Here is an 11,319-nt window from a genome sequence, read left to right on the forward strand (position 1 = left end):
GAAGAGGGAGTTCCGTGTTCGACGTGATCGTGATCGGTGGGGGCCCGGCCGGGCTCAGCGCCGCACTGGTGCTCGGGCGGCAACGGCGCCGCGTGCTGGTCGCCGACGGCGGCGAGGTGCGCAACGCGCCCGCCGACGAGATGCACATGTACTTGAGCCGGGACGGTGCTTCCCCGCACCGGGTGCTGGAGGCCGGGCGCGCCGAGCTCGCCTCCTACCCGAGCGTCGAGCTGCGGCCGGGGCGGGTCGCGCGGGTGAGCGGAGCGATCGACGCCTTCACCGTGGAGTTCGCCGACGGCACCGTCGAGCGGGCCCGGCGGCTGGTGCTGGCCACCGGTCTGGTCGACGAGCCCTACGACATCCCGGGCCTGCCGGAGCGGTGGGGGAGCAGCGTGTTCCACTGCCCGTTCTGCCACGGCTGGGAAGCCAGCGGGAAAACCCTGGGCGTGATCGGGCGGGACGTGCCGCAGGTGATGCTCGGCCGCTACCTGGCCGACCGGTTCAGCGACGACGTCGTGGTGGCCACCGGCGGCCCGCACGAGTTGCCGGAGCCGGTGCTCGGCAAGCTCGCCGACGGTGGTCTCGTGGTGCGCACCGAGCCGCTGGTGGAGGTGACCGGCGAGCTCGGCGCGGTGGACCTGCACTTCGCCGACGGCACCACCTTGCGGCGGGAGGCGTTGTTCCACCGCGCGCCGACCAGGCAGCGAGCCACCTTCGCCGCCGATCTCGGCTGCGAGATCCTCGACGACGGCAGCGTGCGGGTCGACGCCCAGGCGGCGACGACGGTCGAGGGGGTGTGGGCCGCCGGGGACATGGCGCGCCAGCCCGCCGTCCCGGACGCCCTCACGCTGGTGAGCCAGGCAGCAGCGGACGGGGTGCGCGCCGCGGTGTGGCTGGACCAGGGCCTGTTCCGGGCCGCGTTGTGATCCAGGCGAGGCGGGGCGGGCGAGTCCGTCCCGCCTCGCCCGCGCTCACCCACCACCGGGGTGGTGGTGGCGGAGCGGCCCGGGGGCCGTCCGGTGCGCAACGGCCGTTCCACGCCGACCGGCGGTCAGCGGCGCTCGTGACCGGGGCCGGGAGCTGGTGCCGCCGCGTCGCGTCCGGCGGCGCCGGGCCGCGCGCTCCGCTCCGGGATCCTCCACCTCGGACCCCGCGCGGGATCGGCGCTTCGTCCGGTCACCGCGCGAGATCGCGCTCCGCTTCGTGCGCGAGCAGCGCCACCTGCACGCGGTTGTTGAGGTCCAGCTTGGTGAGGATCGCCGACACGTGGCTCTTCACCGTCGTCAGGCCGAGGTGGTGCCGGGCGGCGATCTCCGCGTTGGTGCGCCCGGCGCCGATCTCGGCCGCGATCGCCCGCTCCCGGTCGGAGAGCACGTCGAGACGACGCCGAGCGGCGGCCTGCTCGGTGTCCTGCCCCCGTTCCGCGACCCGCGCGATGAGCCGGCGCGTCACCTCGGGCGAGAGCACGGGGCGACCCTGCGCCGCGTGCCGGATCGCGACGACGAGTTCCTCCGGCGGGGTGTCCTTGAGGAGGAATCCCGCCGCGCCCGCCCGCAGGGCGCGGAGCACGTGGGCGTCGGCGTCGAAGGTCGTGAGCACCACGACCTGCGGTGCGGACGGCTTGCCGCGCAACGTCTCCGTGGCGGTGAGCCCCTCGGTGCCGGGCATCCGGATGTCCATCAGCACCACGTCGGGCCGGTGGCGCCCGGCCAGCTCCACCGCTTCCGCGCCGTCGCCGGCCTCGGCCACCACCCGCAGATCGGGAGCTCCGCCCAGCATCATCTTCAGCCCGAACCGGACCATCGGATCGTCGTCGGCCAGCAGCACGTCGATGATCGGCCGGTCGTCCGCCACGTCGGCGGCGGACCCGTCGTCGGCAGGCGCGGGGTGGGTCACGAAGGCCAGGGTAGCCGGAGCCGGATCCGCCATCCCCCCGCCTCGGTCGGCCCGTGATCGAGCCGTCCGGCCACCAGCCGGGCGCGCTCCGCCAACCCGCGCAGCCCCGCTCCGGAACCGTCCGATCGCGCTGGTGGCTGCGCGGGCGGCTCGTTCTCCACCTCGGCGGTCACGTGGTCGCCGGGCCGTCCGCTGATCCGGACCACCACCGGCGCCCCCGGCGCGTGCTTGCGCGCGTTCGTCAGACCTTCCTGCACGAGGCGGTAGAGCGTGCTGCCCTGCGTTCCCGGGAGGTGGTGGTCGTTCCCGGTCGTCAACCCGGCCTCGTCCCGCAGCTCGACCGGCGTGCGCGCCTGGCCGGCCTCGCGGATCAGATCCGGCAGGTCCTCGACGCCCGGCAGCGGCAGCTCGCCCACGGGGGCCCGGAGCACCCCGAGCACCTCGCGGAGGTCCTGCAGCGCGCGGTGCGCGCTCTCGCGGACGACCTCGGCCGCTCGCGTCCGGTCCGCTGCCGGCGCGTCGTGGTAGTAGGTGAGGGCGCCCGCGTGGACGCTGAGCAGCGAGAGCCGGTGCCCGAGGACGTCGTGCATCTCCCGGGCCAGGACCTCCCGCGCCTCCCGTTCGGCTCGTTCGGCCCGGAGCAGGGCCTCCACCTCGGCCGCGGCCGCGCGCTCGCGCAGCGACGCGACGAGCGCCCGTCGGCTGCGCACCGACATGCCCCACGCCACGGTGGCGATGTTTCCCAGCCCGAAGATGACGAACACGGTGACCGGCGGGGCCGCCGTCTCGGGCCACTGCAGCTGGTAGGCGCTGAGCGCCGCGAGGTTGATCGCGCACACCGCGACCGCCGTCCGGGTCGAGCGATGCACCGCGACGGTGAACAGCGCCACGATCGCAGCCGGGGCCGCCGCCTCCGAGAACGAGCTCGCCACCGCCAGGGCGACCCCGAGCACGACCGGAAACCGCTTCCGCCACCACACGGCCAGGCAACCGAGCAGCCCCGCGCCCCAATCCGCGGCGAGGATCCAGGCGGGCATCGGCGCCGGATCGTTCGCCTGGTGGTGCACCGTGAGGAGCCCCAACGCGGCCGCCAGCGCGATCAGGACGGCGTCGATCACCCGGTCCCGCGTCGTCCGGGGTGCCCGCGCCGGGGCTGTCGTCGCCGCGCTCATCGGCCCGAGCCTAGATCCGCCCGGCCGCCGCGCGGGTGCGAGGCGGCCGTCCCCGGGGAGACCGCCGGGCGCTCCAGCCGGGGGGACCGGTCGACGGGGGAGCGCGCGCGGACGGCGACGGCCCTGCTCGGACGGCGAGCCGAGCGTCGGCGGTGGAACGCGGTGCACGGGATCACCTGCCTCTCCATCCTGGTCTCGACGTGGAGCGCGGGGACGTCGGCGGGTGCCCGCGCGCGTCGTGCGCGGACACCCGCACTCGTCGACCTCACCGAGCCGGTGGGGTCAGGAGCTGCCGAGCCGGGTCAGGGCTTCGCGCCCGCCCGCACCGCTCCCGGCCCCGGCTACTGGCCGGGCGGCCGCGTGGTGCCCGGGGGTTCGGCGTCGCAGACCGCGCCGTCGGCCGGCAGCACACCGTCGATCAGCGCCGCGTCCACGGCGTCGTCGACGCACGGGCCGCTGGTGCGGTAGGAGGTGTGGGCGACGCCCTCGCGGGTGAGCAGGACGGCGCCCTCCAGCCGCTCCGCCACGGCCTCGGCCCAGTGGTGCGGGGAGACGTTGTCCAGCCGGCCTCCGACCACCAGGATCGGCGGGGCGCCGGCACCGGTGAGCTCCCGCGTGAAGCGGTCCTCGTTCTCGACGGGCCACAGGGCGCAGTTGAGCGCGCTGTAGGCGGCCCGGCTGCCGAGCCGTTCCCCGCGCTCGGCGATCTCCTCCGCCGCGGCGTGGTGCTCGGACAGGTCGCCCAGCTCGGGCCAGTCGGCGCACCGGACGCCGTTGTGCGGCTCCTGGAGGATCGCGAACGGTCCGCCGAACGGCGCGACCGTGATGAACGAGGCCAGGCCGTGCAGGGTCGTGCCGTTGCCCTGCTGCGCGGCCAGCAGGCCTCCGGTGAGCACGGGCCAGAGCGCGCGGTTGCCCGCGGCGCCCCGCACGGCCTCCAGGGCCATCGCCCCGTCGAGCGTGCCACCCGGTGTGAAGCCCTCCAGCGGCGGGACTCGCAGCGGCTGCGCCTCCAGATCGTCGATCAGGGCGTCGAACGCGGCTTCCGGGTCGCCGGCGCCGAAGGGGCAGACCGCCACGCCCTCGGCGCGGCAGGTCTCGAACCAGGCGTCGAGGACCTCCTCGTTGGACCGGGAGACGTCGTCCAGGAGCCGCAGCGGGTCGTTCAGCCACAGGTCGGTGTCGACCGGGGCGTCGATCACCATCTGGCGGACGCGGTCGGGGAACAGCGTGGCGTACATGGGACCCACCACGGTGCCGTAGGAGGCGCCGTAGAAGGTGATCTGCTCCTCGCCGAGCGCGGCGCGCACCTGGTCCAGGTCCCGGGCCACGTTGTCGGTGGACAAGCTCGCCAGGAACTCGGGGCTCTGGTGGTCCAGGCAGCCCTCCGCGAAGGTCCGGGCGTCGGTGAGCAGCGCGTCGAACGGCTTCCCGCCGGGGAGGTTCGGGTCGCGGTCCTCGGCCGCCTGCTCGGCCCGCTGCTCGTCGGTGAGGCAGCGCACGGCGCCGGATTCACCAACACCGCGCGGATCCACGCCGACGACGTCGAACTGGGCGACGACGTCGGGCGAGTAGGGGCCCGCGCCGGTGGCGGCGTCGATGGACGCGACCGTCTCGGTGGCCGAGACCCCCGGGCCACCCGGGTTGATGAACAGGCTGCCGATGCGCCGGTCCGGATCGGTGGCCCGGTGCCGGGTCACCGCGAGGGGGATCTGCTCGCCGTCGGGGTCCGCGTACTCCAGCGGCACCTCGACGGTGGCGCAGTCGAGTCCCTGCCCGCACTCGGCCCACTGGACCGGGTCCGGGGTCGGCGCGGGCGCGGCCGGGTCGGAGTTCCCGGTGAGGGGGGCCAGCGCGGCCGCGCCGGTCTTGTCGGTGCAGCCGGTGAGGGCGAGCGCGGCGACGGCCAGCGCCGCGGCGATCTTCGCGGGCACCGGTGGCACGCGGGAATGTCGGGATGAGAACGGCATGTGATCGACGCTAGGCAGGCCGATCGTCACCGGCCTCCGCCGAAGGGTCCGGACCGGCCGACCAAAGTAGGAACGTCTCCGGACCCCGTTGCCGCGAGCGGGATCACGGTGCCGTCCGCGCGAGACCGCTCGGGCCGGTGGGTGCCGCGACGCGCGGATCGCGCGCGCCCGGCGGTGCGACCCCGTCCGCGGCGGTCGCCGCGTCGCCCCGGCACCTCGCGGGGATCGGGCCCCGCGCGGTCGACCACGGCGGGACGGCGCGAGCGGGCCCCGCGCGGTCCGGTCGGCTCTCCGGCGACCGGTGCGGGGGCTGCGGCCGGCGCGGCCGAGCACTGCTCAGCGCGGCGCGCTGTCGGACCTCGGCGACGGGCGGGAGTCGTCGAGGGAGAGCGTCCGCAACAGGTCCGCCAGTCCGCCCGACGCCCGCCCGAGGGTGCGACCGCTGGTCCGCACGCGGACGTCGTTGGGCTGGCACACCGACGCGCCCGCCCCGACCAGCCGAGCCCACAAGCCGTGATCCTCCCCGTTGGCCACCCCGGGGAAGCCGCCGACGGCGCGGAAGAGGCTCGCGCGGACACCGAGGTTCGCCCCGTAGACGTGGCAGTGCGTGAGCCCGTGCTCGCCGCTGCGCACGTGCTCCTGGTAGCGGCGCTGGGCGCGGGCGGTGATGGCGCCGTAGTCCTGGACGTCGGCGCGGCCGGCCACCGCGTCGGCGCCGCGGTGGGCGTACCGCAGGTGGTCGTCGATCCACGTCTCGGGCACCGCCGTGTCGGCATCGGTGTGCAGCAGCCACGTCCGGTCGAGCGGTGTTCGCGGCAGCGACGCCAGGGCGCGCCGAGCGCCGAGGTTGCGCACGACGCCGAGCGGTCGCGGCCGGTGCTGGGGGAGCACCTCGACCCGGGCGATCTCATCGCTGACCAGGTGCCGCAGGCGCTGCTCCGTGCCGTCGGTGCAGCGATCCGCGACGACGCACACCGACACCGGCAGGCGCCAGCGGGAGCGGTGCGCGGCGTCGAGGACGCTTCCCACGCACGCCGCGATGGTCTCCTCCTCGTCATGGGCCGGAACGACCACGGCGACGGCCGCCACCACGTCGCTCATCGGCGCCGCAGCACCGACACGAGGAAGTCCCGGTCCGAACAGGACGCGACGAGCGACAGGCCGGGATGCTCCTCGAGCTTCCGGTGCACCTCCGCGCCGTCGCGCGGGGCGTCGTGGGCTCGATGCCGCCAGTGCACCGCCAGCACGTCGCCGCCCGGGCGCAGCGCGTCCAGTCCGTGCGCGATCGTCGCGCCGAGCGCGTCGTCACCGAGGTAGTACAGGATCTCGCTCCACACCAGGAGATCCGCCGAGTCGCGCTCGAAGCGCGCGGGCAACGAGCGTTGCGCCAGGGAGACGGAGCGCTCGTCCGCCAGCTTCTCGCGAGCGCGCTCCACCGCGACGGCGTTCGCGTCCGAGGCCAGGACGCGGTCGCAGCGGGACGCGAGCAGGAGGGTGAGCGCTCCGGTCCCGCACGCGGGTTCGAGCGCCGTGCCGTACCGGGGCTCCGGCAGGCACGCGAGCGCCAGCGCGCGCTTGCGCCGTTCGTACCAGGAACGCACGTCCCACGGTTCGGCACGGGCGTCGTAGAGCTCGGCGAAGCGCTCCGGCGGCGTGCCGCCGGTGAGCGGCTGCGCGAACAGCACCTCGTGGTCTCGCTGGAAGTGCACCATCATCTCCGGGGGCAGAACGGGTTCCTCCGCGTTCGGCCCCGCGGACGTCTGGGACTCGAACGCGGCCAACGCGGCCGACTTCCGCCGCCGCTGCTCCTCGCTGAGCGGGTGGACGGCCGCGCTGGTCCAGGGGAGGGCGGGGTCCTCGTGGTCCAGCCAGTGCCAAGCCCAGACCGGGTAGGTCCACACCCGGGCCCCGGGCTGCGCCGCCCGGACGACGGCGCGTCCGATCGCCTGGTGATCGGGATGCGGATCCCCCGGCCACGGGGCCAGGCACACGTCGGCCCCGGCCAGGACCGGCCGGAGTCGCTCGACCAGTTCCTCCTCCCGTTCCGCCAGGCCCGAGTCGGGGAATTCGAGCCAGCGGACCCGCGGCTCGGCGATGCCCTGCGCCGCGGTCGCCGCCCGCAGCTCCCGCCGCCGGGTGCTGCGGAGCTCTCGGCGTCCCGCCTCGTCGAGCGAGGGGAAGGCCGCTTCGCCATCGGTGGCGATGACGAATTCCACCTGCGTTCCTCGCGCGTGCAGCTCCTGCACGAGACCACCGATGCCGAGGCTCTCGTCGTCCGGATGCGCTGAGATCACCGCGACCCGGTGCCACGCACCGGTGTCGAGACGGGGCAGGGCTCGCCTCGCCACGTCGACGCGCCAGCGTTGTTCGCGTGCGGTCAGCTCGATCCCCTCCCTTCCCCGTCTCCTTCGAGAGCCTGGCGCCCCCAGTCGGCGAGCTCGCGCTCCGTGGCGTGCTGGCGAACGTATATCTGCAGGTCAGCGAGGCGCTGGGACAGCAGCGCGTCCCGCGAGAGCGCGACGGGACCGGCGAGCCGGGGTGCGAGGTCCAGGGCCTGCCGCGCGGCGCTCTCCGCCGCGCACCTGCACCGCCACGCGGCGGCTCGCGGCGTGGGACCGGAACCGGCGTCGATGCCGTCGGCCGTGCGCGTCAGCACGGAATCAGCCTGCTCCACCGCCAACCGCAGGGCGCCGAGCCGCGCCAGCTTGTGCTGGTCCGCGGCCGAGGTCCGCAGGTTCGCCACGACGGAGTCCCACAGGCCGAGAACACCCCCGAACCACACCGCCGCCACCCCGGCACCGCCGAGGAAGAAGCCGGGCCGCCCGGTGTAGAAGCCGGGCTCGCCGACCACGGATCCCGCTGCCAGCGGAAGGTCGCGCAGCACGACGTCGAGCGTGTCGGAACCGGCCATGCCCGCCGCGCGCCAACTCCCGGGGACCGGGTGCGCGGTGCCGGGTTCCACCGCGATGTCGAACAGCACATCGCGGGTGGAATCCTCCGCCGAGGCGGGTCGGGCGACGAGCAGCGCGCGGTCCACCAAAGTGGCACCCGAGCACATCGGCACCGTCCCGGTGAGCACACCGCCCGCGTCGTCGAGCACGGCGCCGGCGCCTCCCGCGCGCGACGCCCACACCCCGTAGGCCGCGCCCGGTACCGGCTTCCGGCCCGCCTCGCGGAGGATGGCCACCGCATCGGTGTGGCCTTCCACCAGCCTGGCCAACGACAGGTCCTCGCGGCCGTACGAGGCCAGCGAGGACCACCTCCCCCGCGTGTTCCCCTCACCGGGCATCGGGAGGTCGAGAGCGTCGCGCTCGATCAGTTCACGCAGCGCACGACCGGGCGAGGTCCCGGCAACGCGTTCTCGACCCGTCGTGCCGAGCTCCGTCATGCCCGTCCTTCCCGTCCTCGTGCGACTGCTGTTCAGCGGTGTTCACCCGCGCGGTGCTCGATGTGGCGTGCTGCGCACCGTCGCCTGGCGGGAGGAATGCGAACCCGGTCGGATCGAGACGCGGCCGAGCTCGGCCACGAGCGCGCCAGCCGCGCGCGAGATCAGCGGGAGAGGACGCGCGTTCCGGTGCGACCACCGCGCCCGGCGGATCCCGACCTCCGACCGCGATCCGCTGGGTCGGCCTCGCCCGGGAGCGACGCCGACCTAGTCGAGGGATTGCCCAGTTCGCTCCGCGCGCACACCTGAGCGGCCGGACCGCGCCGGAAGCCGCGGGCCGGCCGGGGCCGGGACGCCCCGCCCGGCACGGTGAGCGGTCACGAAGTGGCCGAAGCCGCCGTCGCGCCGACCAGGTCGTCGTGCAGCGCGAAGTGATCGGTGAGCCCGCCCGCGAGCAGCGCCCGGCGCAGGCAGCGCGGCCGGCCCACGAGCCGCAGCTGCCGGCCCGTCATCCGGGTGCGGTGTTGGACCTCGGTGAGCAGGGCCAGCGCGGCGCACCCCACGAAGGTGGTCCGCGACAGGTCGAGCACCAGCACGGTCGCGGTCGCGGTCAGGCGGGGCAGCACCAGCTCGCGCAGGCGAACCGTCCCCACCTCGTCGAGGTCCCCGCTCACCTGGACGACGATGACGTTGCGCGTGCCGCGGTTCAGCCGCAGCCGCAGCGCGCTCGATCCAGGGGTGGGTGCCTCGCTGCCAGCGAGTTCGATCGTGTGCCGGAGGGCCGAGTCCTGGGTGACGGTGCTCGGGCGCTCGGTCGGATTGGTGTCGGGTTCGGTGGTCACGGTCATGGCTGTCTCCTGACTCCACAACCAGCGCAAGACCCTCGGGCACTCGATGCCGTCGCCGCGGACGTTCATGTCGAACCGGGCCGGGAGATCGAGGCGGAAGAAGAAGCTCCGCGTTCGGGAGAGTTACGCGCGTGGTCGGGTGGTACTGCGAACCAGCTGTGCTCTCAACCGGACTTGACCCGACGCTACATGCCACCACGGGCTCGTGGCTATGCCGCACATCACCCGTCCGGGAGACGCCGCGCGCGGGTGCGGTCGCCGAGGTCAGGCAGATGATCTCCCCCGACTCCTTCCCGGGGTTCCAGGGCGAGTGGCGGTGGCGCCGCGGAAGACCTCGTCGACGGCCGGGCCCGACGGCACGAGCCCGCGCCCGGGCTTCAGCCCGGAGAGCCCGCGGCCGAAGCTCGGTCGCGGCCCGCGCCGCCGCCCTCATCGCCCCCGGTGACCGGGCCGATGCCGTCGGATCGGTGCCGCGGCTGAAGACCTCGACCGTGGTGCCACGCCTGGCTCGACGCCGATCCCGTCGTGTTCGGCGAGGCCGCCACACCGGAGTTCGGCGTCCGCAGGGCGTTCGGACCGGTCACCAGCGGACCACTCCGCCGGAGAGTGACCGCGCTGCGCTGCCGGTCGGCACCCCGGCGAGGTGCTGGGCCAGGTCCCCGATGGGAAAGGGGGAGCACCGGCGAACGGTCCGGGCAGCGCGCCCGAACCCGGATCCGGGCGCTGAGCCGACAGCGGATCGCGCTGTGCGACGGCCACCGGTCCAGGGCGTGGCGGCCCACGCCAGCTCGGACGCGCTCACCCGCGCGGACCCACCGACCCGGCCACCCCGACGGCATCGCGGTGGCGTTGCTCCCCCTGAACGGTGCCCGTCAACGCGCCATCCGGACGAGCGCGATGAGGTCGTGGCGGCGGAACCAGGCAGCGACGAGCACCAGTGCCAGCGTGACTGCCGGGATGCCGACCAGCTCCGGGTTCTGGATGGCGGTCAGTCCCGTCGCTCCGACCATCAGCGGGATCTGGCAGGCCAGGGCGAGGGCGCACAAACGGGGGACGAGCAGCGCGATCGCCCCGGCGAGCTCGAGCCAGCCGACGGCGATCATGCCGGGCATCCCCAGCCCGACCAGGTCGAACGGCGGCTGGGCGATCGGGTTCCCCAGCATCTTCGGCAACGCGATGAACGCGAAGACGACGGCCAGCAGGACCTGCAGCGCCCAGAGGGCGACGGTGCCGGCGGCGGAGCGGTGTCGGACGGGAGAAGAGGCCGTGCTCATGGCTGTTCCGTTCGTCGGCGGCGACCACGGGGCGGGTCGCGGTGGGGAGTTCATCGGGTGGCGGCGAGGCGGCGGTGGATCCGCTCGCGCAGCTCGCCGAGCTGCGCAGCGCTCCCGGGTGCACCGGCGCGGGTGTGCTGCGCCGGGTCGGCGTAGCGGGGTATCACGTGGAAGTGCAGGTGGAACACGGTCTGTCCGGCGGCGGCCTCGTTGAACTGGACGACCTGAACGCCGGCCGGGGCCAGCTCGTCGGTCAGCGCGCGGGCGATCCGCTGCACGACCCGCACGAGCGAGCCGAGCTGCGCGGGGCTCGCGTCCAGCAGGGTCCGCGGAGCCCCGCTCTTCGGGACCACCAGCGTGTGCCCGGGTGACTGGGGGAAGGCATCGAGGAAGGCCATGACCTCGTCGTCCTCGTGGACGGTGTGCGCGGGCGCCTCCCCGCGGATGATCTTCGCGAAGACGTTGTCGGGATCGTAGGACGTGCTCATCGGGTCTCCTGGCATCGTGCGGTGGTGCCATTGACGGCCATGCCGCCGCGGCACGCTCAAGTCCGTCCGTCCGAGAAGTGACGGTGCTCATGCCCCGCGGGGCCCAGGTTGATCGTGACGTCCGTCCGATGTCACCCTGCCCCGGCCGGTGGCGGGACATCGTCGATTTCCGCGCACGGCTCGGGAATCGCGCTGATGGCCCGGGTTGGTACGCCACCGAGCAGGATCGCGCGGAAGCGGTCCTCGTTGGGTTTCCGGAGAAAGCTGTCGGTGTGCGGGGAAATCC

10 protein-coding genes are annotated in these 11,319 nt (G+C 74.6%); 1 reads left to right on the plus strand and 9 read right to left on the minus strand.

Going from position 1 to position 11,319, the window contains the following annotated elements:
- The first annotated feature begins 14 nt into the window (after nucleotides 1-14).
- Entirely contained in the window at nucleotides 15-926 is a 912-nt protein-coding gene (locus tag ACL03H_RS02560) for an NAD(P)/FAD-dependent oxidoreductase (RefSeq protein WP_412809402.1), read from the plus strand.
- Between the two features lie 250 nt (nucleotides 927-1,176).
- Here ACL03H_RS02560 and ACL03H_RS02565 read toward each other — a convergent pair whose 3' ends face one another.
- The 9 genes from ACL03H_RS02565 to ACL03H_RS02605 form a co-directional block, all read right to left on the minus strand.
- The gene (locus ACL03H_RS02565) at nucleotides 1,177-1,836 is read right to left on the minus strand and encodes a response regulator (RefSeq protein WP_412809581.1); all 660 of its coding nucleotides are present in this window, start codon (nucleotides 1,834-1,836) and stop codon (nucleotides 1,177-1,179) included.
- A 56-nt stretch (nucleotides 1,837-1,892) separates the two neighbouring features.
- Complete coding sequence (locus ACL03H_RS02570; RefSeq protein WP_412809403.1) at nucleotides 1,893-3,068, minus strand: sensor histidine kinase; 1,176 nt, start codon at nucleotides 3,066-3,068, stop codon at nucleotides 1,893-1,895.
- Between the two features lie 341 nt (nucleotides 3,069-3,409).
- Complete coding sequence (locus ACL03H_RS02575; protein WP_412809404.1) at nucleotides 3,410-5,038, minus strand: alpha/beta hydrolase; 1,629 nt, start codon at nucleotides 5,036-5,038, stop codon at nucleotides 3,410-3,412.
- 336 nt (nucleotides 5,039-5,374) lie between these two features.
- The gene (locus ACL03H_RS02580; protein ID WP_412809405.1) at nucleotides 5,375-6,139 is read right to left on the minus strand and encodes a glycosyltransferase family 2 protein; all 765 of its coding nucleotides are present in this window, start codon (nucleotides 6,137-6,139) and stop codon (nucleotides 5,375-5,377) included.
- Nucleotides 6,136-7,332 (minus strand): PIG-L family deacetylase, encoded by a 1,197-nt coding sequence (locus tag ACL03H_RS02585; protein ID WP_412809406.1) that lies wholly within the window; start codon nucleotides 7,330-7,332, stop codon nucleotides 6,136-6,138. Before ACL03H_RS02585 ends, ACL03H_RS02580 begins: the two co-directional genes overlap by 4 nt.
- An 83-nt stretch (nucleotides 7,333-7,415) precedes the next feature.
- The gene (locus tag ACL03H_RS02590) at nucleotides 7,416-8,426 is read right to left on the minus strand and encodes an acyl-CoA dehydrogenase family protein (RefSeq protein WP_412809407.1); all 1,011 of its coding nucleotides are present in this window, start codon (nucleotides 8,424-8,426) and stop codon (nucleotides 7,416-7,418) included.
- 374 nt (nucleotides 8,427-8,800) lie between these two features.
- Nucleotides 8,801-9,271, minus strand: a complete 471-nt coding sequence (locus ACL03H_RS02595) for an STAS domain-containing protein (protein WP_412809408.1) — start codon at nucleotides 9,269-9,271, stop codon at nucleotides 8,801-8,803.
- An 872-nt stretch (nucleotides 9,272-10,143) separates the two neighbouring features.
- A complete protein-coding gene (locus ACL03H_RS02600) occupies nucleotides 10,144-10,545 on the minus strand; it encodes a DoxX family protein (protein WP_412809409.1) in 402 nt (133 codons plus the stop codon).
- 50 nt (nucleotides 10,546-10,595) lie between these two features.
- The gene (locus tag ACL03H_RS02605) at nucleotides 10,596-11,033 is read right to left on the minus strand and encodes an HIT family protein (RefSeq protein ID WP_412809410.1); all 438 of its coding nucleotides are present in this window, start codon (nucleotides 11,031-11,033) and stop codon (nucleotides 10,596-10,598) included.
- Nucleotides 11,034-11,319: the final 286 nt, after the last annotated feature.

This window comes from Saccharopolyspora antibiotica (genome assembly GCF_047200635.1).
Taxonomy (GTDB): domain Bacteria; phylum Actinomycetota; class Actinomycetes; order Mycobacteriales; family Pseudonocardiaceae; genus Saccharopolyspora_C.

Bases quoted from the DNA above. Each gene is read 5' to 3' on its own strand.
- ACL03H_RS02570 (WP_412809403.1), bottom strand. From the start codon at position 3,068: ATGAGCGCGGCGACGACAGCCCCGGCGCGGGCACCCCGGACGACGCGG.
- ACL03H_RS02575 (WP_412809404.1), bottom strand. From the start codon at position 5,038: ATGCCGTTCTCATCCCGACATTCCCGCGTGCCACCGGTGCCCGCGAAG.
- ACL03H_RS02580 (WP_412809405.1), bottom strand. From the start codon at position 6,139: ATGAGCGACGTGGTGGCGGCCGTCGCCGTGGTCGTTCCGGCCCATGAC.
- ACL03H_RS02590 (WP_412809407.1), bottom strand. From the start codon at position 8,426: ATGACGGAGCTCGGCACGACGGGTCGAGAACGCGTTGCCGGGACCTCG.
- ACL03H_RS02595 (WP_412809408.1), bottom strand. From the start codon at position 9,271: ATGACCGTGACCACCGAACCCGACACCAATCCGACCGAGCGCCCGAGC.
- ACL03H_RS02600 (WP_412809409.1), bottom strand. From the start codon at position 10,545: ATGAGCACGGCCTCTTCTCCCGTCCGACACCGCTCCGCCGCCGGCACC.
- ACL03H_RS02605 (WP_412809410.1), bottom strand. From the start codon at position 11,033: ATGAGCACGTCCTACGATCCCGACAACGTCTTCGCGAAGATCATCCGC.